We start from the raw sequence: 23,426 nt of genomic DNA, 5'->3' as shown, positions 1-23,426 counted from the left end.
AAATTAAAAATATTTATTTTTCTAAAAGTCCCTCCCCATCGGTGAGGGATTTTTGGTGTGAGAATAGAAATTAAATCCTTAATTTTGCTAATCATTATATAAACTTATGAGTAAAAATTTCGACAACGACGACGATCTATTCACTGGTAAAGGATATACTCCTTTAAGAGATGATGCTTTTGAAAAATCTCCAGAAGAAAAAATCGAGATTATCCAAAAACATTTCCACGAGATCATGGAGACTTTAGGAATGGATATGACCGATGATTCTCTAAAAGATTCGCCAAGACGTGTTGCAAAAATGTATGTGAATGAAATTTTTGGCGGACTTCTTCCCGAAAATAATCCACGCATTTCGACCTTTTCAAATAAATACAAATACCGCCAGATGTTGGTGGAAAAAGACATTACGGTTTATTCATTTTGTGAACACCATTTTCTTCCAATTATTGGTAGAGCGCATGTTGCTTATATTTCTAATGGTGAAGTTATCGGACTCTCAAAGATCAACAGAATCGTAGATTATTATGCCAAACGTCCTCAAGTTCAGGAACGATTGACCATGCAGATCGTCGAGGCTTTAAAAGTAGCGCTCGGAACCAAAGATGTAGCGTGTATCATTGAAGCGAAACATTTATGCGTCAATTGTCGCGGTATAAAAGATACCGCAAGTTCAACAACGACTGCGGAGCTTAGTGGGCTTTTCAGAACCAATCCGATCACGAGACAGGAATTTCTTCATTATGTAGGAAGCCGCTCTAATTTGGATTAATATCAAACTTTCAACAAAAATGAATTTAAAAATATACAATTCCCTTTCCGGCGAAAAAGAGATCTTTAAGCCAATTCACGAAAATAGCGTTGGAATGTACGTTTGCGGACCTACCGTTTATAGTAATGTGCATTTGGGAAATGTGCGAACTTTCATGTCTTTCGATTTTATTTACCGCTCTTTAGTTCATTTGGGTTATAAAGTTCGGTACGTTAGAAATATTACCGATGCAGGACATTTAACCGATGACGGCGACGTTGACAATGACCGTTTCGTGAAACAATCTCGTTTGGAGAAATTAGAACCAATGGAAATTGTACAGAAATACACCGTCGATTTTCATAAAGTTTTAGAAGTATTTAATTTACTTCCACCAACGATTGAACCAACCGCAACCGGACATATTTTAGAACAAATTGAACTGACTCAGAAATTAATCGACAAAGGATTCGCTTATGAAAGTAATGGCTCTGTTTATTTTGATGTTCTTGAATACAATAAACGAGGCTTAAATTACGGCGAACTTTCTCATAGAAATATCGAAGAACTTTTTGCCAATACCCGAAATTTAGACGGTCAAAACGAAAAAAAGAATGCACCAGATTTTGCACTTTGGAAAGCAGCATCTCCCGCTCATATTATGCGTTGGAATTCTCCTTGGGGCGAAGGTTTTCCCGGATGGCATTTAGAATGTACTGCAATGTCAACTAAATATCTAGGTGAAAAATTCGATATTCACGGTGGTGGAATGGATCTTAAATTCCCGCATCACGAATGTGAAGTCGCACAGGGAAAAGCTTGCAATGGAACCGAACCCGTAAACTACTGGATGCATGCCAATATGTTGACCATGAATGGACAGCGAATGAGCAAATCTACCGGAAATTATATTCTACCGATGGAACTCGTTTCCGGTAGTAATGATTTTTTTGAGAAACCTTTTCATCCTTCAGTTGTGCGTTTCAATTTTATGCAGGCGCATTACAGAAGTGTTTTAGATATCTCCAATGAAGCCATGGTTGCGAGTGAAAAAGGATTCCAGCGTTTGATGGAAGCCATGAAAATATTGAAAAATTTTGAATTTAAAGAGGTAGATAATTCACCTGTTAATCATCAATCGCCTACAATTAACTTAAAATCCTGGAAAGAAAAATGTTATACCGCTTTAAACGACGATTTTAATTCGCCAATTTTGATTGCACATCTTTTCGAAGCGGTTAATTTCATCTTCAAATTAAAGGATGGAAAAGAAACCATCTCTGAAAATGATTTAGCGGAATTGAAAACTTTAATGAATGATTTTGTATTTGATGTTCTCGGTTTACAGAATATTGAAGAGAATAATAATGCGAAACTAGACCAAACTTTGCAGGTTTTAATTGACTTAAGAAATCAGGCCCGTAAATCCAAAAACTTCGACCTTTCCGACCAGATCCGCGACCGTTTGCTTGCAGAAGGAATCGAGTTGAAAGACGGAAGAGAAGGAACGAGTTATTCGATCTCTTAAGTTTTATTTTAAAATCTATATAATCTATCATTGAGTATTAATTCTCAAATACACGTTCAAAATTTTTTCAGATTAATTAGAAAAATCAATATGCGAATCTTCTTCAAAATTCTACTTCTTTTTTTACCTTTTCTCGTTTATTCTCAAAATGAAAAAATGATCAGAGGTTTGGATGGAAATCAGAAAAAGATGTTATTGAACCTTTTGAGAAAAGATGCTACAGTTTCTATTTTTTCCAGGCAGCATCAATATTATTTAGATTCTATTCTTACTATACTTCCCGAAGATCCTTTTTTTTGGCAGCAAAAGGCGATGCCGTTATTCAAGCAAAAGAAATATGAACTTGGTATGACGTATTTAAATAAAGCAGTTGATTTAGACGACTCTAATCATTACCGAGAATATCGCGCATTTATTAAATGTATTTTCCAGAAAAGCTATTTAGAATCTTTAGCAGAGTTTAATTATTTAGCAGAAATTAATGGATCAAATGGAGTTATAATGGATCATATTTATGACTTTTGGAAAGGTTTATGTTATTTGCAACTAAATGATTTTGCTACTTCAAAGACATTCATTGAAAAATCTGTGGCATTTGGACTTAAAAATGATATTGTAAATCCTTATGAAATGTTTTACTTAGGAGTTATAGAATTTGAAACTGGTAATTATTTCAAAGCAATCGAAAACCTTGATAAATCTCTCAAATTATATCCAAATTTTTCTGACGCCAAATATTTTAAAGCATTATCATTAATGAATCTTAATGAAACTGCAAAAGCAGAAATCCTACTTTTAGAAGCCCAAAACGACTTGCAAAATGGGTTTACATTCAATGAAGGAAATTCTTTATATGAGCAATTTCCCTATCAGGTCACTGGTTTTATGTATGCTAACGTGGTCAAATTGTTTGAAGTTAAAAAATAATTTTTCAGAGATGTGTTGCTAATAAAAAATACTTTCTCGAAAATAATTGACTATATTTCTCATCAAATTAAAAAGGATGAAAACTAAATTTACTTTAAAAATAGATAAATCTGTAATTAAAAAAGCCAAGAAATTTGCTTTTGAAAAAGAGCGAAGTCTTTTTGATTTAATAAAAAATTATTTGCGGATTTTAACCAATGAAGATATAAGTTCAGAAGTTGAAATATCCGCAAACTTACAATCTATGAAAGGTGCTTTTGAAATGTCGAAAGATTTTGATTATAAGAAAGACATAACTTTAGCTTTATCTAAAAAATATCTTTAAGTCACTCACTTAAAGTTTTAAAATTTAATTTGTAATTTTGAAATAAATAGTAATAATATGGATATTCAAACGCGAAAAATAGAGTTTATTCAAGAATTTTTGAAAGTACAGAGTGAGGAATTAATTTCTCAGTTAGAAAGCGTGTTGAAGAATAAAAAAATTGATTTCAAACCATTTACAATTGATGAATTTAACGAGAGAATTGATAAATCAATGGAAGATTCAAAAAATAATAGGGTCACAGAAACCTCAAATCTACTTTCAGAAATTAAACAATGGTAATCCACGTTTATTGGACGCATTTTACTAAAAATGAATTAAAGAAAATATTTAAGTATTACGAGTTTAAGGCAAGTCGCAAAGTTGCTTCTGATTTAGTTGAAGGAATTATAAATAAAGGGAATTCATTGAATTTTCAAATTGGAATCGGACAAAGGGAAGAATTGCTTATTAACCGAAAAGAAGAATTTAGATATCTGGTTTTTAAAAATTACAAGATTATTTATTGGTTTAATGATGCGAAAAACAGAGTAGAAATCACAGATGTTTTTGACGCAAGACAAAATCCCATAAAATTAAATCGTCAGAAGTAATTAATTTAATTTTTATAATTACCATAATTCTTATGCAACATCGCAGAGGTATTTTTTTTATTTCAATTCTAAATTTTAATATTTCATTTTTAAATTTTTTTCAGCGTCTTTCATTTTGTACTTTGCAAGACGCTATAAATCAGCGATTAAACCTATTTAAATTTTATACTAAAAACAGAAAAAATTATCATATTTTCCCTAAATTGCAGTTTCAATTGAGAAACTATGAAACTGTATTTTAGAATTAATTTTCGGACGAAAATGGGCGAGAAGCTCCAACTCTTGGTCATGGAAGATGGAAGTGAAGATAAATATCATTTCCTAAATTATAATGAAAATGGAAACTGGGATGCCGAAGTAGATTTTTTTTCTAAATCTATTTCCTACAAATACCAATTGGTAAATGATGGCGGAACGATTCTCGATGAAGAATTTTCTCCTCATAAACTAAGTTTTTCCCACAACTACAAAGAATTTATCATTTTTGATGTTTGGAATAAAAAGAATTTTCCTGAAAATTATCTCAATAATAAAATACTTAAAAATAAATTAAGAGGTTTTACAGCAGAGAAAATTTCAGTTCTCAAAAAGCATACTCATTTATTTCGTTTAGAAGCGCCGATTTATCATCCGAACTGGAAAATCGTTTTGGTCGGAAATAGCGAAGCTTTAGGAAATTGGGAATATTTGAAAGCTGTCGTAATGTCTCAAACAGATTTTGGTATTTGGGAAGCTTCTATTGAATTGCCTTCTGACCAACTTATTCAATACAAATACGGATTATTAAATACAGATTCCGGACAAGTTTTCGATATTGAGTACGGCGATAACCGTTGGGCGTTACCAAATGCTGAGAAAAATATTCTTCAGATTAAAGCAGATCATTTTTTCAAATTCAAATCGTTTGAAATGTATCACGCAGCCGGAGTTGCAATTCCGGTTTTTGCACTGAGATCTGAAAATGGTTTTGGCGTGGGTGAATTTCCAGATTTGAAAGTTCTTGCAGATTGGGCGAAACAAACCAATCTTTCAATGTTGCAGATCTTACCGATCAACGATACAACTGCGAATTACACGTGGACCGATTCTTATCCTTATGCAGCGATCTCTGTTTACGCACTTCATCCACAATATCTGTCGATTGAAAAACTCGAATTTTCTTTACCGAAAGATTTAGTAGAAGAATTTAATGCTAAAAAAGCTGAATTGAATTCCTTAAGTCTCATCGATTATGAGCAAATGATTTCTGGAAAATGGAAATTTGTAAAAGCAATTTTTGACACGAATAAAGAGAAGATTTTGAAAGATCGGAATTTCAAAAAATTCATGAAAGATAATGAAGAGTGGCTTCTGCCATATTCTGCTTTTTGCGTACAGCGCGATAAATACAAAACGCCCAACTTTAACGAATGGAAAACGCATAAGAAATATATAACCGGAAAAATTACGCCATTTTTTAGTGCTAAAAGCAAAGATTATGATACCACAATGCTTCACGCATGGGTTCAATATCAACTTCATTTGCAATTGAAAGACGCAATCGATTATACACACGGTCTAGGAATTTCTGTAAAGGGAGATCTACCAATCGGTATTTATAGATATTCTGTTGAAGCATGGACGGAACCGGAATTGTTTGGAATGGATTTTCAAGCCGGAGCACCGCCGGATCAATTTACAGATCTTGGTCAAAACTGGGAATTCCCGACTTATAACTGGGAGGCGATGAAGGAAGATGGTTATCGATGGTGGAAAAATCGTTTCAAAGCTTTGGAGCAGTATTTCGATGCGATGAGAATTGATCATATTCTTGGGTTCTTTAGGATCTGGAGAATGCCGATGAGCGTCACTCAGGGAATCTTAGGTTATTTTTATCCTGCAATTCCTGTGAGAATGGAGGAGTTTCAAGCCAGAAATATTCCTTTCAATGAAAACCGTTATTGTAAACCTTTTATCAATGATCAGATTCTTTGGGATTTTTTCGGCGATGAGAGAGATGCGATTCATAATCAGTTCATGAACAATCATTTTGATGGAACTTATACTTTTAAAGAAAAATTTGATACCCAAAGAAAATTATCAGATCATTTCAAAGAAAATCCGCAAGGTTCGGTTGAAGAGCAGCTAATTTCTCTTTGTGCAAATGTCCTTTTCTTGCCAGAAGAAACGAAAGATGGCGAAATAGTTTATCATCCAAGATTCAATATCAACAAAACGAAATCATTTCAATATTTACAGGATTGGGAGCAAAAAGCGATCTCTGATTTATATGTGGATTATTTTTTCAAACGGCAAGATGGACTTTGGTATCAAAAAGCCATGGAAAAACTGCCTGTCATTTTAAATGCAACCGACATGTTAATTTGTGGCGAAGATCTGGGAATGGTTCCGGATTCTGTTCCGCAAGTCATGGATCGATTGGGAATTACGGCTTTGAAAGTTCAAAGAATGCCTTCAGAAAATATTGCATGGTACAATCCGAAAAACGCTGGCTATATGAATGTGGTGACTGCAAGTTCGCACGACAGTTCAACATTGCGACAATGGTGGCATGAGGATCGTAATTTCACGCAGGAATATTTCAATAAACAACTGGGACAATCGGGAACCGCACCCTGGAATTTAGAGCCACAACTCGCAGAAATCATCATGAAGCAACATCTTTATAATGACGCGATGTTAGCAATTTTCCCTATCCAGGAATTTTTGGCGACAGATTCAGAATTAACCAATCCAAATATGGATGAAGAACGGATTAATAATCCTGCAGTTTTCCCGCATTACTGGAGATATCGAATGCATCTGAATGTTGAAGAGCTTTTGAAAAAAGAAGATTTTAACCAAAAGATTGGCGGATGGATCAAAGATTCAAATCGGATTTAATTAAAATAAATTAAAAAAGATCAATTATTTTTATGATTTGGTATCTGTTTTTTAATAATTGATTATCAATTGCTTACGATATTGTAGAGGGAAGTTAGAACTTTGGTTTTAACTTCCCTCTTTTGTTTGCATCAAAGAGGGTAGGAAAGCTTTTAAATCGTTTACTCTAAAGGCTTTAAGCCAAAAAAAATGGCATACTTTTCTAATAGGAAAGTATAAGTAACAAAAACAAACGTAGATTAAAATGAAAAAAATATTTTTTGGACTTTCGGTGTTTTTATCAGCATTGATTTCCGCGCAGAATTATCCGGATCATTATCCGACCAATGCCAATAACAATAACAGCAGTTATTATGGTGATGAAGAAGATGCTACGTATTTTCCAGATGATTATTATTATGAATATCCTTCAGATTATTATACCAATGATTTTTATCAAAGTTCATATAATGATTACCGAAACAGTATTTACGATGTAAACTGGAATAGTTTTTTTGCAAGACATCGGTTGTCTTCCTGGCAAATTCAGCAAATCATGATTTTGAATGACAGTTATCCTTCTTACAGCGCCTGGAATTCTTATTACAGATACAATCCGGACAGATGGTATTACGATCGGTTTTATGCGTTGCAAAATATTATGGGACCCCGAATTTTTGTAGTCTTCCAAAATAATTATTACCAGGGATACAATCCGGTTGTTTATTATCAAAATTATAGAAGACAACATTATGTAACCAATATTTATGTCGTGCCGAGATACCGAAACATCAATATCAACCGATATCGAATCGACAGAACGCAATATCAGCAAAACAATCCAAGACAGGAGATGGGTTTCAGAGACAACGGCAGAAACACCAATGGGAACTGGCAGAATAATTCGAACAATTCCGGTTTTAGAAGTAACGACAATTTATCAACCACGCCGAGAAATAGTGGGTTTAGAAGCAACGCAGATACTGCTGTTAAAACTAACCCTCAATTAAATGACAGCGGATTTAGAAATAATTCTGATGTAAAACCTCAAACCACAACTCCTCAAACTAGTGGCGGATTTAGAAGTAATGCAGAAACTGCTGTAAAAACCAGCCCTCAAATTAATAACGGAGGATTTAGAAATAATTCTGATGTAAGACCTCAATCGACAGCTCCGCAGAATAATGGATTTAGAAATAATAATTCAGGATCGAGAAATAGCGACGCTGGTTTGCGAAATAAAAGTCAGGAAAGGAAAATAGAAAAAAATTCTTCACAGCAAAAACGTGCTCCGGAGATCAGAACTTCCAACAGTTCCGGATTTAGATTTACAGGAAGATAATTCAAACAAATATAAAGAGAGCAGTTTGCAAAGAGCTGCTCTTTTTTTTAAAATATTGTCGAATAGACATCATAATCAATGATGATAATTTTGTATAAATTTTACTCATAATTTAAATTAACAAAAATTTATGATTCTGCTGTTTAACATCAATGGAAAAAATTTATCCAAACGTCAAATAGCAACAAAATAATTAAATAATAAAAAAATGAAAAAATTACTTTTAAGCGCAGCTTTCTTAGCGATAGGAACATTTGCAATGGCGCAACAAACTGATCAGATGCAAAGCACTCAAAATATGAAAATGAGAGATCCAGCTAAAATGGAACAAAGAAGAGCTGACAACATGAAAATGATGCAGTCTGAATTAAATCTTTCGCCTTCGCAGGTTACGCAGATCAAAGCTATGCATGACAAAAAAATGGAAGAACGAAAAGCAAATTCTTCTCAAATGACAGGCGACCGTAAAGCCAAAATGGAAATGATGAAAAGCAATCAGGATCAGTGGAACTCTGACATGAAAACAATTCTTACTCCTGATCAATACACAAAATGGCAATCTAAGAAACAAGAAAAAATGCAGGATAAAATGCAGCATAGAAAAGGAAATATGATGCAAAAAGATATGAACACAATGCCTGCAAAAAACTAGTTCATAATTTTAATTTTTTTTTATGGGAGCGGAAAATTTATTTTCCGCTTTTTTCTTGTTCGCCACCCTTGAAATCTATATATTTGATAAAAAGCAATTTATGATATCGAATGAAATAGCAAACTTGATCAATCACCAGATCGCACAGGAGCAGTACGCTGCACAATACTACTTGTCAATGTCTGCGTGGTTTTATGGAAAGGATTTAGATGGTATTGCCAATTACTTTAGAATTCAAAGCAAAGAAGAATTAATGCACGCCGACAAAATGTTTGATTTTTTGAATGATGTAGGAGCCGAAATAAAAATGGGAGCCATCGAACAGCCTCCCTATGAATTCGCAAATGCTACTGAAATTTTTGAAAAAGCGCTCGCACACGAAAAAATCATTACCAAAAGTATTTTCAATATTTTAAAGAATGCTAATAACGAAGGAGATTTTGCCACGGTTTCATTTCTGCAGTGGTTCGTAAATGAACAGGTTGAAGAAGAAGCAAATGCATCGCAACTCGTTACCAAAATAAAAATGGTTTGTGAAAATCCTTCTGCACTTTATCTTTTCGATCAGGAATTAAGTCAGCGTGTTTTCGTTCCAAACCCGGTAAATTAGTTTATATGATAAAACAATTTTACCTTTTTATTTTTTTGGTCTTCTCAGTTTTCAGTTTTGCGCAGGATTACAGCGTTTCATCGATTCCCGAAAACCTTTTAAAGAATGCAAATGCCGTAATTAGAGAAAGTTCTGAAGATTACGTTTTGAAATCGGTGAGCGATATGGAAATAAAGCAAACCACCGCAATCACTATTTTAAGTACTGCGGGAGATCAATATTCCCTGGTTGTAATTCCCTACAATCCTACCACGAAAGTCAGCAGCATAAAAGTAGAACTTTATGATGCGTATGGGAAATTATTCAAAACTTTTACCAAAAAAGATTTCTCAGATTACACCAATAATCCGAGTTCCGGTTTGTATGTAGATGACCGAATTCTCGTATTGAGACCTATATCTACCAAATATCCTTTTACCGTAAAAACGAGTTATGAAACCAATACTTCCAACACGGTTTATCTGAATAATTTCAAACCATTACGTTCTTATGACATCGCTGTGCAAAAAACGACGTTCTCGGTTTTGAATAATTCCGGAATAAAGATAAGAACGAAAATAAAAGATACTCCGTTAGCGAAAGTGATGCATTCTGAAGAGGGAAATTTGTGGAAATATTCTTATGAAAATATTCCTGCGATTGTAGAAGAAAATTTGGCCCCAAGTATTGATTATCTGATTCCGAAAGTTGAATTTTCTCCCGAAAAATTTACCCTTGAAGGCAAACAAGGCGACATGACAAACTGGAATACGTTCGGTAAATGGTATTATGAAAAGTTGATCACCCCAGTTTCAGCCGTAACTCCGGAGATTTCAGCAGAGATTTCAGCCTTAAATTTATCGGGAACAACCTCTGAAAAAGTAAAAACGATTTATCAGTACATGCAAAATAAAACGCGCTACGTTCTTATCTCAATGGGAATCGGCGGTTGGCAACCAATGCCTGCTTCAGAAGTAAGTAAAAAAGGATACGGTGATTGCAAAGCATTGACAAATTACATGCGGACTTTACTTACTGCAGCGGGAATTCCATCTTTTTATTCTGTCATTTACAGTGATGATTCGGTGCTGACTTTTGATAAAGATTTTCCGAAACTTGCGGGTAACCACGTAATTTTGATGGTTCCCACGGAGAAAGATCCAATTTGGTTAGAAAATACTTCACAACGCGTTGCCTTTAATCATCTTTCTTATTCCTCTCACAACCGAAATGTTTTGGCAGTGAAAGAAACTGGCATCGAAATCATCGACACTCCCATTTATCAACCGGAAGAAAGCAAAGAAAAATTAGTTGGTAAAATAAAGATCGCAGAAGACTGCAGCATCGCGTCTGAGGCTAATTTCGAATTTTCTGGCGGTCAATATGATACTAATTTAAGGCTTTTCAGTTTGAAAAATGATGAAATGATCGAAGCTTTGAAAAGCAGACATTTCAATTTAAAGATCGATCAGCTTTCCATTAATAATTTAAAAAATGACAGAGATCACGCTGTAATTAACTATGATCTTTCATTGAAAGCCAATTCCTTTTCAAAAAAATTAGGAAATGATATGTTCTTTCCGGTCATGCCTTATTACCAAGCGACCACTTTTTCTACAAATGACGAGAGAGTTTTGCCCTTTGAGACGTCTTTTCCTTTTCAAGATGATTATGAATTGGAATATAGTATTCCAAACGGTTATGTTTTTGGCGAAGTTCCTGCTTCCGCTACTTTTTCTACAGAATTTGGTTCGTACACGATCAACTTTAATATAAAAGACAATAAACTTTCTGTACACCGCATCTTAACCATTAAAAAAGGAATTTATCCAAAAGAAAAATTTAAGGAATATGTTGCTTTCAGAAAAAAAACGGCGAGTAACGACAATACCAAAATCTTAATATCAAAATTATAATGAAAAAAATTCTACTCTCTTTCTGTCTTCTTTTATTTGGTTTTATTTACTCTCAGCATAAATTTTTGGAAACTCCGAAACTTTCCGATGAAGATCTAAAAAGGGAGAAATCCGAAAAATATCCAGACGCACCTGCAGAAGTTTTATATCGGTCCATTCATTTCAGAGTTGATTATGACGGATATATCTATAAAGATGTAACTGATCGCGTGAAGATTTATAATAAAGATAATGCTTCTACCTTTTTAGATCATCAAATTTCAATCTATAAAAATAGTCAGGGAAAGAGGGAAACACTCAGTGATTTAAAGGCTTTCACTTCCAATTGGGAAGATGGAAAAAAAGTTACCACCAAAATAGAGCGCGACGAAAAATATCAGTCTAAAGAAGATAAAAATTATACGATCACTAAGTTTGCCTTTCCGAATGTTAAAAATGGCTCTGTTGTAGAGTTTTCATACAGTCTCTACAGCCCCTTCATCGGTTCTACACCAAGGATTTTAATTGAAGATGAAATCCCAATAAAGTATATAGAGTACGTTTTCGACACCCCAAAACTAATTGGATACAGCATAAATTATAACGGTAAATTGAACCCAAGTTTCCGGGAAACTGGCGATCGTATAATGTATGGCAGTGATTACAATATTTATCGGTTTGCTTATGAAAACGTTCCTCCCTACAAAGAAGAAAAGTATGTACTAAACAATGATAACTATAAAACTGGAATCAAGTCCGAACTAAATTCTATCTTTCTTGGAGCACAACTAAAATCCTATACGCTAACCTGGAAGGATGTTAGCAAGAGATTATATGAAAATGACAACTTTGGTGAAGAACTAAGAAAGAAGAATTTAGTCAAAGATCTACTTCCTATTGCAATAAAAGAAATCCCGTTAAAAAGCGATCGTGCTCGAGCCATCTTAAAATTTGTGCAGAAAAATTATACATGGAATAAAGATGATGATGTAGTTACAGATAAAGGAATTAAGAATCTTTTGACTAACAAGATCGGGAACACAGCCGAACTGAATATCTTATTAATTTTATTATTGAGAAGTGCAGATATTGATGCAAATCCAATTGTTTTATCAACTGTAAAACGCGGAATGTTAGCGGGGTACCTTCCTTCTATGGCACAACTAAATTTTGTTATGGCTTCTTATGTTGAAGGTAAGAAATTTATACTTTTAGATGCGACTTCTAAGCAAAGTGACCTTAATATGATTTCTCCACGTGCGTTGAATTATTACGGATTTTACATGCCAAAAGATGACGCCAGCCAAATTAATATTGTGTTCCCCGAAGTAAGTAAAACCATTCTCAGCGTAAATGCAAAAATGAATGCTGATGGAACTTTCGAAGGAAGTTTTGCAGATCGCGACACTAAATTATATGCAATGATGGTGAACGAAAGTTTTCTGGCAGACAAAGAAAAATACGCTAAAACTTACAAAGACTTGTACAAATTTCCTTACTCCAATTTTAAACAGAGCGTTCAGGAAAACAACGATTTCGAAACGAGTTTCGACTTTACTTCTGATACATTTACCGATGTTTTAGGCAGTAAAATGGTATTTAATCCACTCTTATTTTTGTATTCTCAAAACCATGATTTTGATCAGAAAGAACCGCGGAAAGCACCGCTTGAATTTTATTCCGCCTACGATAGAAATAAGAAAGTAACCATTACAATTCCTGATAATTACGTCTTTGAAAATGTGCCGAAATCCAAAAAATTCCGTACCGATGATAATGCGTTGCAATACACGTATTTGGTGACGCAGGAGGGAAATAGATTAACGGTAGAAACGAGCGTTCAGATTGATGATGCAGTATTTCCGGCAGAATATTATCCGGCTTTCACACAGATTTATGACAATATTACTAAGATGGAAGCGCAAGTTGTAACTGCGGTAAAAAAGTAGAAATTTAAAAATTTAAAGCATTAATTTCCGATTTTCTTTCATGTCTTGAAAAGAATCTTAATGTTGAGAAATAAAATAACATTTAATTCCTGTCTCCGTTTTCGAGGCAGGATTTTGTTATCCGTAAATAATCTTCGTCTCCAGAACTTTTTTACCTAGTTTTTCAAGGACAGATTTGTATTCATCAATTTGTAACTGATGTTTTTCCTTAAAGTCACCTGTTTTAAAATCGAGAATAATAAAGCCATCTCCAGTGTCAATCATTCGATCTGGACGGTAAATTTTTGAGTCCCCATTCTCTGAGATCATAATATCTTTTTCATTTATAACCACTTGATTTTCAATAAAATATTTCGAATATTCTGGGTTTTTAATGAAACCATAAAGTCTTTCACTAATTTCAGATTTCTCCTCCTCTGTGATCGTACCTGCCAAAAGATAAGATTGCAAGGTTTTTTCTACCTCTTTTTCTGTGTTTATTTGAGCTAAAATTTCGTGCGTGAAAATGCCGATCCGCACTTTTTCTACGCGATTCTGGTAACTTTTTGAAGGAGTTGCGATTTTAATTGCTTCCAGATCTGCTCTTTTTTCGGTCTTAAATTGAATGGGTTTTGTCACCATTTCCGAAGTTTTATCCTTCGTTTGTTTTTTTAAATTTTCCTCCGAAATTTCATATAAATCAAAGGAAGACAATTCTTCCCCAGATTCATTTACAGGAATTTTAGGTTCTAAAAATTCATAGATCTCCAGGTGATTCGTCGTTTTATTTGGTTTTTGAATATAGAAAAAAAGTTGTTCTACAGCTCTCGTAGTCGCAACATATTGCAAACAGAAACGGTCGATTTTATTTTGATACGCATTTTCCTGATTAAATTTTTCCATTTCAGGATCATAAACTTCAAGCTCCTTTGCGAAAGCATTGATGTTGACTGCAGATAAACCATTTTCAGCCTCAATTTCGAGCCAGTTCGTAAATTTCCCGTCTTTATTTGAGTTTTCCATCGGCAAGAAAACAATTGGAAATTCTAAGCCTTTTGCTTTGTGAATCGTCATCAGTTTGATCGCATCCAAATTATCAGACGCCTGAATTGTCTTCATATTGCCTTCTTCATCCCAAAACCGGAGAAAATCTTTAAGCGTAGAACCGGTGTTTTGACAATACGCGTAAAGCATTTCGAGGTAGTTGAAAAGGAAATCGGTTTCTTTATGATCGACCGCGAATTCCTGCAAATAATTTTCGATCAGATTATAGAGGTTCAATTGAAGCAAATGATTATGTTTCAACTGAATGTCATATTTCTTTTCGATGAAATCTTCCATTTCAGATTTATTGGCGAGTTGCAGCATTTCTAACATTTCAGCAGTGAAATCCTCAATTTTTATTCTGCCCAAAACATTTAAGTAGTAAAGCATTTTTACGGCAAACTGATAATTTTTCGGATTCTGTTCCCAGCGTAAAAACTCCGTAAGCGCCTTTAAAGTGGAAGATAAATTTAGAGTTAAACCCGAATCAGAAATGGTTTTGATGAATTCTTCTTTGTTTTGATAGCTGATTTTTAAATTTCCCAACAACTGCGAAAAACTAAAAATATCGAAATTTCCACGACAAAGAATCGTAATGTCAGAAAGGCTGAATCCATTATCAACACAACTTTGAATATCGGTTTTCATTTGTTCCGCAACTTCTTCATAAAAAATACCTTTCGTTGCATTTTCCATCAAATTAATGCGAACACGACCTTGTAATTTTGATTCCGAAATTTGCTGAGAATCGGGCCCAAATATTTTTTGATGTTCTTCCTGTGTAAAACTGGAAAAGAATTGATACAATTCATTATTGAAATCCACGATATTCTTTGCACTTCGCCAGTTGCTTCCCAGATTTTCTAATTCGGCAAGAACAAGTGATTTTTCTTTATGATTAATGATGTCGAGCATGAGTTTAGAATCTCCGCCCCGAAATCGATAAATGCTCTGTTTTGGATCACCCACCAAAGTAAAACTCATGTCGCTGGACGAAACTGCATGATCTCGCAAAGGAATAAAATTTTGCCATTGCAGAAAAGAAGTGTCCTGAAATTCATCGAAAAAGTAATTCGAAAATTTAGTTCCAATTTTTTCGTAAATGAATGAGGACGGTTCATTGCGTAGATTTTCGTGGATCAGAATGTTAAATTTCGATAGTAAAACTAAATCGTTTTCTGCTTCGATTTCTGCGAGTTTATCCTGAATATCTTTGTTAACTTTTAAAGGTAAAATTGCCTGAAGGATTTTCTCTTTTTTTTGGGTGAGAATATAATTGATGATGATTTTCTGTCTATTTTTCAGCAAATAATCAAGGATTTCCAAGATTTCGCTTTCCCGGTTTTTGCTTGTGGCAGAAGCTCCTGCAAGAAATTTATTTTTTGCACTTTCCTCATTACCTGGAAAAGGAAAATCTTTCCGCTCCGAGCGATAATATTTTAATGATTCGTTGAAAAATTTCGCAATACTGTTGCTGTTTCCGCCGGCAAAATCACCGACTTGCAGATTTTTTTCAATCACTAATTGAGCTGAAGTTTCCAACAATTCTATATTTTCCTTTCTTAGATTTTTCAGATCTTCCCGAAGCTTATTTTTAGACTTGTCATAAACTTCCCAATCGAAATCTTTGTTCTCATGCAAACGAAAATAGTGTTTGTCCTGCACATATTCTTTCGCGGAATCGTACAAAGTTTTGTTGAGGTTAACGCGGTCATTATTATCTAAACTGTAGTTCACAAAATCCATAAAAGCACCGGAAACATTGTTTTCTTCTCCAATATCTTCCAGCATTTTATCAACCGCTTCCATTAGAAAAGGTTCCGGATTAATTTCGAGATTGAAGTTTTGCGCCAAACCTAGTTCGTAAGAAAAACTTCGAACCAAACGCGCATTAAACTTGTCGATCGTTCCAATATTCAAAGTAGAGTAGTGGTGAAGCACGTAATCTAGAATTTTTTTCGAGCGTTCATGCAGATCATTTAAAGAAATAGTAAATCCCTGACTTTTCAGTTTAATTTGAATGTTTATCAGATCTTGATTCGAGGCAAAAGAGTCAGTAGAAAAGTTCTTTAACCACTCGATAATACGGTGTTTCATTTCGTTCGCAGCTTTATTGGTAAAAGTCAGCGCCAGAATGTTTCGAATTTTATCCGGTTGCGAAGGATGCTTCAAACAAATCGCTAAAAGATTCTGTACCAAAGCGTACGTTTTGCCTGAACCTGCTGAAGCGTTGATGACCGTATAATTTTTTTGCATCTTGTGAATTAATTGAGTTTAAAAGTAGTAAAAAATTTGCCATTCCGAAAAAAAATCTTACTTTTGCAATCCAAAATGAGATGTAAATTATGTTAATAATCCCAGTAAAAGATGGTGAATCCATCGACAGAGCCTTAAAAAAATATAAAAGGAAATTTGACAAAACAGGAACTATTAGAGCTCTTAGAAGTCGTCAACAATTCAACAAGCCGTCTGTTGTTAAAAGACAGGCCAATGTGAAAGCTGCTCACAAACAAAGACTTTTGAGCAAAGAAGAGCAGGCTTAAGTCAAATTTTTCTTAGCAAAATACCTAAATCACTTTTCAAATAGTTATATTTGAAGAGTGATTTTTTGTTGGTATATTATGATAGAACGATTTTTGGAATATATTGCGGTCGAAAGACGGTATTCACCACACACTTTGACGAGTTACAGAAAGGATCTGGAGGATTTCTCTCTCTTTCTGCTTAAATCGGAAGCGCATCAGGATTTTGATCTGGTTGACAAAAAGATCATCCGCAATTTTATGGTTGCCCTAAGTGAAAAAAAAATCGCTAAACGCTCTATCAACCGCAAACTCTCTTCTCTGAGAAGTTTCTACCTTTTTCTGTTGAAAATTGGTCAGGTTAAAATATCTCCTTTAGAAAACATTCAATCTTTAAAATTTTACGCCGAGAAACAAATTCCTTTTTCTGAAGAGGAAATGAGCAATCAACAACTGCCGGAATTCCATCCAAAGAAAGGCAGTTTCCTAAAAGAACTCATCATCGAAACACTTTATCAAACAGGAATGCGGCGTGCAGAACTGGTGAATTTGCTTTTAGAAAATGTAGATTTTAGCAAAATGGAGATGAAAGTGATCGGAAAAGGCAACAAGGCTCGAATTATTCCTATTTCAGAAAAACTCGCTGTTAATTTTCGAAAATATTTAACTGAAAGGAATCCGCTGAAAGAGTGGGAGATGTACTTTTTCATTAATCCAAAGGGCAAAATTTTGAATGATAAGTTTGTCTATTCTACCGTAAATTACTATCTTAGTCTTGTAACTTCAAAGAAGAAAAAAAGTCCCCATATTTTAAGACACAGTTTTGCAACACACGTCTTAGAGCATGGGGCTGAAATTTCTAAAGTGAAGATGATCATGGGTCATTCGTCGCTTGCCTCAACGCAGGTTTATACGACTGCCAATATTGAACAATTAAAAAAAGTGTTTAACAAAGCTCACCCTCGAGCTAAAAAAAATGTAGATTTATGAAAATTTCAGTACAGTCAATGGGATTGACGCCACACGCACCGCTTGAAGAACATATTGAAAAAAAATTGGGCAAACTCGAAAACTATTTTGACAAAATAGTAGAATGCAAAGTTTTTCTGAAAGTTGAGAACAAATCAGACAAAGAAAATAAAACAGTAGAGATACTTTTGGCTGTTCCGGGTGATGATATCGTCGTAAAAAAGACTTCTGCGTCTTTTGAAGAGAGTTTAGACTTGTGTGCTGAAGTAGCTAAAAAGCTGTTAATCAAGAAAAAAGAACTGGCTTAAAAAAAAATATAAAAATATCTTCAAAATAATTTGCGGATTTCAAAAAAACTCACTTATATTTGCACTCGCAAAAAGAGATAAGTAGTTCTTTAAAAATCTTTGCCTCCGTAGCTCAGCTGGCTAGAGCAGCTGATTTGTAATCAGCAGGTCGTGGGTTCGAGTCCCTCTGGAGGCTCATTGAAAAAAATAAAATTGGGGAGATTCCAGAGTGGCCAAATGGATCAGACTGTAACTCTGCTGTCTTACGACTTCGTAGGTTCGAATCCTACTCTCCCCACATTTTTTTCTATTTATTTTGCGAGATTGTAAATTTATTTTAAATTTGCAAACCGTTTACCAACAGTTTTTGGAAACAAAAATGCGGAAGTAGCTCAGTTGGTAGAGCGTCAGCCTTCCAAGCTGAATGTCGCGAGTTCGACCCTCGTCTTCCGCTCTCAAAAAAATCACAATCATTTTTATGGCTTGTGATTTTTTTTTAATTTTTCGCCGACTTAGCTCAGGGGTAGAGCGTTTCCTTGGTAAGGAAGAGGTCGTGAGTTCAAATCTCATAGTTGGCTCTGTAGAAATCTCTCAATCTTTTGGGAGATTTTTTTTGTTTAAATTTGTTTTTCAAATCCTACTATGAAAATACTTTTATTAGAAGATGATCTTATTCTTTCTGCCGAACTCAGCACGTTTTTGGAAAACAGTGGGTTCGAAGTAAAAAAAGTATATGATGGTGACCTCGTCCTGCGTGAGGTGGATCAGGATATTTACGACATTTATCTGTTGGACATCAATGTTCCTAAATTAAATGGTCTCAAAGTTTGCGAAATAATTAGAGCGCACGATCAAAATGTTCCGATCATTATGATTTCTGCGTACAGCGACCTTTCCAGTAAAAAAGATGCGTTCAGTCTATTAGCAGATGATTATCTTGTTAAACCTTTTCAGTTTGAAGAGCTTTTGATGAGAATCAATTCATTGATCAGAAGGAAAGATATTGATGCGAAGTTTTCTGATGAGATCATTAAGATAGAAGATCTTACCATTAATAAAACGGAACAGAAAGTCTACCGCAATAATCAGGAGATTTCACTGACCGTAAAAGAATTACAACTTTTGGTTTTTTTGGCAGAAGCAAAAGGCAGAACGGTTTCTAAACAGCAGATCACAGAACATGTTTGGGAACATAATTTTAACACGAATACCAACACTGTTGAAGTGTATATCAATTTCCTCAGAAAAAAGATCGATAAAGATTTTGATGTGAAGCTAATTCACACCCGTTCTGGGTTTGGGTACTATCTAAGTCCTGCATGATGATGTCTCTGAAGCGTAAAATAGCCCTAAATCTAAGCATTGCATTTTCTTTGCTATTTGGTATCGTGATGGCGATTATCTATGTTTCATTCAACTCTTTCCGGCGCGATGAATTTCGGGAGCGATTCGAAAAAAGATTAGAATTTTCGGTGAATTACATTTCGCAGTCGAACGGGTTTAACCAAAGCAATCCTAATCTTTTTAGTGAAACAGCTGATAATATTATGCTCAATGAAAATATCTTGATTTTCGATGGCAAGAAACATTTACTATACAGCACCATAAAAGACAAAAATATTAATTGGGACAATGGTTTGCTAAAAAAATTAGATGCTGACAGTACTATTTACAACGAGCAAACAAAACCTGAGATTTATGCTGCTTTAAGAAATATTCATGGTAAAAATTATTACATCATTACTAGTGCGATGGATACTTCCGGTCAGTCAAAACTGGATTTCTTGAAATATCTTCTGATTTTTTCCTACATCATGAGTATTATTCTCATCTGGTTTTTCAGTTATTACATCATCGATAAATTTTTGAAGCCTTTAGAAAAACTAAAGAAAGAAATCTCTGAAGTTACGGCCCATAAACTAACGACGCAGATTCCTGTGAAAGCTTCCAATGATGAAATTGGAGTTTTAGCGCAGTCTTTCAATACCATGATCGTTCGTTTGAATGATGTTTTTCAGTCCCAAAAGGATTTTACAGCGAGTGCTTCTCACGAAATCAGAACGCCTTTGACCAGGATTGCGTTTCAATTAGAAAATCTAACGAAAGCAGAATACCATTCGCCAAAAACATTGTCGGTACTCTCACAAATCTCCACAGATATTTATCAATTGTCTGATCTTACCAATTCACTTTTGGTTTTAACAAAGTTCGATAAAGAAAATATTCAGGATATTTATGAAGAAGTGCGCATTGATGAAGTCATTTTTGATGCTTATGGAATTGTAGAAAAAAACTTTCCCAACTTAAAAATGGATTTCCAGATTTCTGAATACAGTTTAGAAAGTGGTCAACTCACCGTGAAAGGTGTAAAATCTTTACTGGAAGTTGTTTTTATTAACCTTTTCAAAAATGCCGCTCTGTACACCGAAAATGATATGGTGCAGGTAACGATTGAAGAATCGAAAAATGCTTTAACGGTGAATGTTCTAAGTTTCGGGAAAACAATTTCTACGGAGGAACAAAGCCGTTTATTCGATGCTTTTATGCGTGGAAGCAATTCTCAGAAAATTACCGGTTCCGGTTTAGGCTTACGAATTGTGAAGCGAATTTTAGAATACCATCAAAGCGCCATCACTTACCAAAGTCGTTATGACAACGAAAATAATTTCAAAATTACCTTTCCGTTATAGCTTTTTAATCTTTTTTTAAGCTAAACTTAAGTTCCTTTTAAGGTTATCTCTTCACTTTTGTCCCATTAAAAAAGGATAACTATGAACAGACTGATCTTGATGGGTCTTTTGATTTCTTCCGGAGCTTTTGCGCAACAGAAAATTGCGCTCAATGAAGCCGAAGAAGCTTTCGTTAAAAATAATTTACAGCTTATTGCAGAGCAATACAATATTTCCATCGCCGACGCCGACATCATTCAGGCGAAAATCTGGGAACTTCCGGAAGCAAGTTTTCAAGCCAATGTTTACAATCCCGAAGATAAAAGAGTTTTTGATGTTGGTCCATCCAAAAGTTTAGCCGTTCAGCAGCTTTTCGTTTTAGGTGGAAAAAGAAAAAATGAAATCGAATTTGCTAAATCGAACAAAGAATTGGCACAACTTCAGTTTTCGCAGTTATTGGTTGGTCTGAAAACCAAATTGCGGGAAAATTTTTATTCCATTTATTTTGATCAGAAAAAATTAGAAAGCATCAATAAACAATTGAGTTTTCTAACTGATTTGGTGAAAGCTTACAAAGTTCAAACTGCCAAAGGAAATATCGCTCTTAAAGATGAGGTTCGTTTGCAGGCGATTGTTCTCGATCTTAATAATGAAAAATTACAGATCAAAAACAGCATTTCTTCTCAACTACAGGATCTTCATACTTTAACAGGAATCAGCGGTGAAATTGTGCCGGAAATGAACGATGAAGAAGTTGATGCAACCATCAGAAGACAAACGCTGAATTCTTTAGATGAAATTAAACAGAAAGCTTTAGAAAATAATGCCGATTATCTGTATGTCGCAAAAGCCATTGAAAACAGTAAATCCTATTACAAATGGCAGAAATCATTAAATATTCCTAATGTCACAGGTGGTTTACAATGGAATCAAAGCAACGGAATTTTCAAGAATGAAGTTAATTTCACCGTCGGAATTCCAATTCCTTTATGGAAACAGAACGAAGGAAATGTTCAGAAAGCAAAAACCCTGATCGATCAAAGTCAGAAAAATTCCGAATTCAAAAAGCTCGAAGTTGAAAGCAACGTTACTGCAGCTTATCAAACCTGGCAAAATAATTATGATGCGTATTTCAGCATTGAACAAAAAGACCTCAATAATCTGGATGCCGTTTACAAAGGAATGCAGGATAATTTCAGAAAAGGAAATGTCACTCTGATCGACTTCACCGATTTTACCAACAGCTATAAAGAAACGGTTTTGAAAATCAACGAAATGCAAAAGCAGGTCGTGATCTCTGCTGAAGAACTGAACCAACTCGTACAAACTCCTATTTTCAATTAGTTATGAAGAAGAATTTATTTATTTTATTGGCATCATTCGCTTTGTTTGCCTGTAAAAAAGAAGAAGAAAAAAAAGAAGCAGCTCCGGCGAAAGGTTTTGTCATCAGTAATTTAATGATGAAATCGACGACTTTGGCAACAGTTCAAAATGAATATATCAAAGATGAAATGGCTTTTTTTGGAAAAATCGCAGCCGATAAGAATCAGTATATCGATATTTTCCCTTTGGTCGGTGGAAATGTAGTTTCCGTCAATGCTGAATTGGGAGATTATGTGAGAAAAGGAAAAGTCTTAGCGACCATTAGAAGTACCGAAGTTGCAGGCTATCAAAAAGATTTAAGCAATGCCAAAACAGATCTTGTCGTTGCGCAAAATAATCTACGTGTAGCACAGGATTTATTTACAGGTAAACTCAATACCGAAAAAGATGTTTTGGAAGCAAGAAGTCAGGTTCAGAAAGCACAGGACGAGATGCGAAGATCACAATCTGTGAATCAGGTTTACAATATGCGCAACGGAAATATTTACTCCGTTGTTTCCCCAATTGATGGTTACATCGTTCAAAAAAACATCAATAAAAACATGCAGTTGAGAAATGACCGTTCCGATAATATTTTCGATGTTGCGAATACGAAAAATGTTTGGGCAATCGTGAATGTGAATCAAAGCGACATCAATAAAATTTCTTTAGGAATGAAAGCGGAGGTTTCAACTTTGGCTGCACCTGATAAAGTTTTCTACGGTAAAATCGATAAGATCTTCAAAATAATCGATCCAGACACGAGTTCGATGCAAGCCAGAGTTGTTTTAGATAATGCGTCTGGAGAACTGATCCCCGAAAGTAAAGCCACCATCAAAGTTTTTCAAACCGAAAATATGACCGGACTTTCCATTCCGTCAAAAGCCTTAATTTTTGATGATAACCGATATTATGTGGTGCTCTTCAAAAGTCAAAGCAATGTAAAAGTGCAGGAAGTAAAAGTGGCAAAACAAACTCCGGATATCGCCTACATTTCCGACGGTCTCAAAGAAGGTGATAAAGTGATGACGAATAATCAACTGCTGATTTATCGATCGCTCAACGAATAATTTAGTTTCCTTTTCCTTTAAAAAAAATACATCGACGTTTTCGTTCGTAGTAAATAAAAAATTCATGAAATCGCCAGTGCAATATTTTTATATTTTAAATAAATGAAAAAT

Annotated in this window: 20 protein-coding genes and 4 tRNA genes; 23 read left to right on the top strand and 1 reads right to left on the bottom strand. The window is 34.6% G+C overall.

The window, feature by feature from the left end; all coding sequences use genetic code 11:
* The first annotated feature begins 106 nt into the window (after positions 1-106).
* The 12 genes from folE to OA86_RS12295 all read left to right on the top strand — a co-directional run bounded on the left by folE (position 107) and on the right by OA86_RS12295 (position 13,413).
* Positions 107-772, top strand: coding sequence for a GTP cyclohydrolase I FolE (gene folE, locus OA86_RS12355; RefSeq protein WP_039353759.1), 666 nt, complete (start codon positions 107-109; stop codon positions 770-772).
* A gap of 19 nt (positions 773-791) precedes the next feature.
* On the top strand, positions 792-2,279 hold the full coding sequence (gene cysS / locus OA86_RS12350) for a cysteine--tRNA ligase (protein ID WP_039353757.1): 1,488 nt from the start codon (positions 792-794) through the stop codon (positions 2,277-2,279).
* A 156-nt stretch (positions 2,280-2,435) separates the two neighbouring features.
* Positions 2,436-3,206: a tetratricopeptide repeat protein gene (locus OA86_RS12345; protein ID WP_169743956.1), complete on the top strand. Its 771-nt coding sequence runs from the start codon at positions 2,436-2,438 to the stop codon at positions 3,204-3,206.
* Positions 3,207-3,282: 76 nt separating this feature from the next.
* Positions 3,283-3,531: a DUF6364 family protein gene (locus tag OA86_RS12340; RefSeq protein ID WP_039353755.1), complete on the top strand. Its 249-nt coding sequence runs from the start codon at positions 3,283-3,285 to the stop codon at positions 3,529-3,531.
* Positions 3,532-3,588: 57 nt separating this feature from the next.
* Complete coding sequence (locus OA86_RS12335) at positions 3,589-3,813, top strand: hypothetical protein (protein WP_039353752.1); 225 nt, start codon at positions 3,589-3,591, stop codon at positions 3,811-3,813.
* On the top strand, positions 3,807-4,124 hold the full coding sequence (locus tag OA86_RS12330) for a type II toxin-antitoxin system RelE/ParE family toxin (RefSeq protein WP_039353750.1): 318 nt from the start codon (positions 3,807-3,809) through the stop codon (positions 4,122-4,124). The genes OA86_RS12335 and OA86_RS12330 overlap by 7 nt, the downstream gene beginning before the upstream one ends.
* A gap of 225 nt (positions 4,125-4,349) precedes the next feature.
* Positions 4,350-7,007: a 4-alpha-glucanotransferase gene (locus OA86_RS12320; RefSeq protein ID WP_039353745.1), complete on the top strand. Its 2,658-nt coding sequence runs from the start codon at positions 4,350-4,352 to the stop codon at positions 7,005-7,007.
* Between the two features lie 244 nt (positions 7,008-7,251).
* Complete coding sequence (locus tag OA86_RS12315; protein ID WP_052257512.1) at positions 7,252-8,328, top strand: hypothetical protein; 1,077 nt, start codon at positions 7,252-7,254, stop codon at positions 8,326-8,328.
* 208 nt (positions 8,329-8,536) lie between these two features.
* Complete coding sequence (locus tag OA86_RS12310) at positions 8,537-8,980, top strand: hypothetical protein (protein ID WP_039353743.1); 444 nt, start codon at positions 8,537-8,539, stop codon at positions 8,978-8,980.
* Positions 8,981-9,080: 100 nt separating this feature from the next.
* Positions 9,081-9,590, top strand: coding sequence for a ferritin (locus OA86_RS12305; RefSeq protein WP_039353852.1), 510 nt, complete (start codon positions 9,081-9,083; stop codon positions 9,588-9,590).
* A gap of 5 nt (positions 9,591-9,595) precedes the next feature.
* The gene (locus OA86_RS12300) at positions 9,596-11,485 is read left to right on the top strand and encodes a DUF3858 domain-containing protein (RefSeq protein WP_039353740.1); all 1,890 of its coding nucleotides are present in this window, start codon (positions 9,596-9,598) and stop codon (positions 11,483-11,485) included.
* A complete protein-coding gene (locus OA86_RS12295) occupies positions 11,485-13,413 on the top strand; it encodes a DUF3858 domain-containing protein (RefSeq protein WP_039353737.1) in 1,929 nt (642 codons plus the stop codon). Before OA86_RS12300 ends, OA86_RS12295 begins: the two co-directional genes overlap by 1 nt.
* A gap of 117 nt (positions 13,414-13,530) precedes the next feature.
* On the opposite strand, the gene OA86_RS12290 is transcribed toward OA86_RS12295, so the two are convergent.
* A complete protein-coding gene (locus tag OA86_RS12290) occupies positions 13,531-16,692 on the bottom strand; it encodes a UvrD-helicase domain-containing protein (RefSeq protein ID WP_039353734.1) in 3,162 nt (1,053 codons plus the stop codon).
* An 89-nt stretch (positions 16,693-16,781) separates the two neighbouring features.
* On the opposite strand from OA86_RS12290, the gene rpsU reads away from it, so the two are divergent.
* From rpsU to OA86_RS12235, 11 genes are all read left to right on the top strand, one after another.
* Positions 16,782-16,979, top strand: coding sequence for a 30S ribosomal protein S21 (rpsU, locus tag OA86_RS12285; protein WP_039353731.1), 198 nt, complete (start codon positions 16,782-16,784; stop codon positions 16,977-16,979).
* A 78-nt stretch (positions 16,980-17,057) separates the two neighbouring features.
* Positions 17,058-17,948: a tyrosine-type recombinase/integrase gene (locus OA86_RS12280; protein ID WP_039353728.1), complete on the top strand. Its 891-nt coding sequence runs from the start codon at positions 17,058-17,060 to the stop codon at positions 17,946-17,948.
* Positions 17,945-18,235, top strand: coding sequence for a ribosome hibernation-promoting factor, HPF/YfiA family (gene hpf, locus OA86_RS12275; RefSeq protein WP_039353725.1), 291 nt, complete (start codon positions 17,945-17,947; stop codon positions 18,233-18,235). Before OA86_RS12280 ends, hpf begins: the two co-directional genes overlap by 4 nt.
* 101 nt (positions 18,236-18,336) lie before the next feature.
* Positions 18,337-18,410, top strand: a tRNA-Thr gene (locus OA86_RS12270).
* A gap of 19 nt (positions 18,411-18,429) precedes the next feature.
* Positions 18,430-18,512, top strand: a tRNA-Tyr gene (locus OA86_RS12265).
* Between the two features lie 83 nt (positions 18,513-18,595).
* Positions 18,596-18,668: transfer RNA gene (locus tag OA86_RS12260), tRNA-Gly, on the top strand.
* Positions 18,669-18,720: 52 nt separating this feature from the next.
* Positions 18,721-18,792, top strand: a tRNA-Thr gene (locus OA86_RS12255).
* A gap of 64 nt (positions 18,793-18,856) precedes the next feature.
* Positions 18,857-19,537 (top strand): response regulator transcription factor, encoded by a 681-nt coding sequence (locus tag OA86_RS12250; protein ID WP_039353723.1) that lies wholly within the window; start codon positions 18,857-18,859, stop codon positions 19,535-19,537.
* A gap of 68 nt (positions 19,538-19,605) precedes the next feature.
* On the top strand, positions 19,606-20,904 hold the full coding sequence (locus OA86_RS12245) for a sensor histidine kinase (RefSeq protein ID WP_246008034.1): 1,299 nt from the start codon (positions 19,606-19,608) through the stop codon (positions 20,902-20,904).
* 81 nt (positions 20,905-20,985) lie between these two features.
* Positions 20,986-22,227: a TolC family protein gene (locus OA86_RS12240; protein WP_177187124.1), complete on the top strand. Its 1,242-nt coding sequence runs from the start codon at positions 20,986-20,988 to the stop codon at positions 22,225-22,227.
* 2 nt (positions 22,228-22,229) lie between these two features.
* A complete protein-coding gene (locus OA86_RS12235) occupies positions 22,230-23,315 on the top strand; it encodes an efflux RND transporter periplasmic adaptor subunit (RefSeq protein WP_039353720.1) in 1,086 nt (361 codons plus the stop codon).
* Positions 23,316-23,426 lie beyond the last annotated feature (111 nt).

It is taken from the genome of Kaistella jeonii, assembly GCF_000812865.1.
Lineage (GTDB): Bacteria > Bacteroidota > Bacteroidia > Flavobacteriales > Weeksellaceae > Kaistella > Kaistella jeonii.
Note: the sequence above shows the minus strand (reverse complement) of the source record. Positions and strands in the feature narration are given on the sequence as shown.

Excerpts from the sequence above, each read along its gene's own strand:
- OA86_RS12240 (WP_177187124.1), top strand. The coding sequence starts at position 20,986 with ATGAACAGACTGATCTTGATGGGTCTTTTGATTTCTTCCGGAGCTTTT.
- OA86_RS12310 (WP_039353743.1), top strand. The coding sequence starts at position 8,537 with ATGAAAAAATTACTTTTAAGCGCAGCTTTCTTAGCGATAGGAACATTT.
- OA86_RS12245 (WP_246008034.1), top strand. The coding sequence starts at position 19,606 with ATGGCGATTATCTATGTTTCATTCAACTCTTTCCGGCGCGATGAATTT.
- OA86_RS12290 (WP_039353734.1), bottom strand. The coding sequence starts at position 16,692 with ATGCAAAAAAATTATACGGTCATCAACGCTTCAGCAGGTTCAGGCAAA.
- OA86_RS12345 (WP_169743956.1), top strand. The coding sequence starts at position 2,436 with ATGATCAGAGGTTTGGATGGAAATCAGAAAAAGATGTTATTGAACCTT.
- OA86_RS12340 (WP_039353755.1), top strand. The coding sequence starts at position 3,283 with ATGAAAACTAAATTTACTTTAAAAATAGATAAATCTGTAATTAAAAAA.
- OA86_RS12320 (WP_039353745.1), top strand. The coding sequence starts at position 4,350 with ATGAAACTGTATTTTAGAATTAATTTTCGGACGAAAATGGGCGAGAAG.
- rpsU (WP_039353731.1), top strand. The coding sequence starts at position 16,782 with ATGTTAATAATCCCAGTAAAAGATGGTGAATCCATCGACAGAGCCTTA.
- OA86_RS12235 (WP_039353720.1), top strand. The coding sequence starts at position 22,230 with ATGAAGAAGAATTTATTTATTTTATTGGCATCATTCGCTTTGTTTGCC.
- OA86_RS12280 (WP_039353728.1), top strand. The coding sequence starts at position 17,058 with ATGATAGAACGATTTTTGGAATATATTGCGGTCGAAAGACGGTATTCA.
- cysS (WP_039353757.1), top strand. The coding sequence starts at position 792 with ATGAATTTAAAAATATACAATTCCCTTTCCGGCGAAAAAGAGATCTTT.
- OA86_RS12300 (WP_039353740.1), top strand. The coding sequence starts at position 9,596 with ATGATAAAACAATTTTACCTTTTTATTTTTTTGGTCTTCTCAGTTTTC.
- hpf (WP_039353725.1), top strand. The coding sequence starts at position 17,945 with ATGAAAATTTCAGTACAGTCAATGGGATTGACGCCACACGCACCGCTT.
- OA86_RS12250 (WP_039353723.1), top strand. The coding sequence starts at position 18,857 with ATGAAAATACTTTTATTAGAAGATGATCTTATTCTTTCTGCCGAACTC.
- folE (WP_039353759.1), top strand. The coding sequence starts at position 107 with ATGAGTAAAAATTTCGACAACGACGACGATCTATTCACTGGTAAAGGA.
- OA86_RS12305 (WP_039353852.1), top strand. The coding sequence starts at position 9,081 with ATGATATCGAATGAAATAGCAAACTTGATCAATCACCAGATCGCACAG.
- OA86_RS12330 (WP_039353750.1), top strand. The coding sequence starts at position 3,807 with ATGGTAATCCACGTTTATTGGACGCATTTTACTAAAAATGAATTAAAG.
- OA86_RS12295 (WP_039353737.1), top strand. The coding sequence starts at position 11,485 with ATGAAAAAAATTCTACTCTCTTTCTGTCTTCTTTTATTTGGTTTTATT.
- OA86_RS12315 (WP_052257512.1), top strand. The coding sequence starts at position 7,252 with ATGAAAAAAATATTTTTTGGACTTTCGGTGTTTTTATCAGCATTGATT.
- OA86_RS12335 (WP_039353752.1), top strand. The coding sequence starts at position 3,589 with ATGGATATTCAAACGCGAAAAATAGAGTTTATTCAAGAATTTTTGAAA.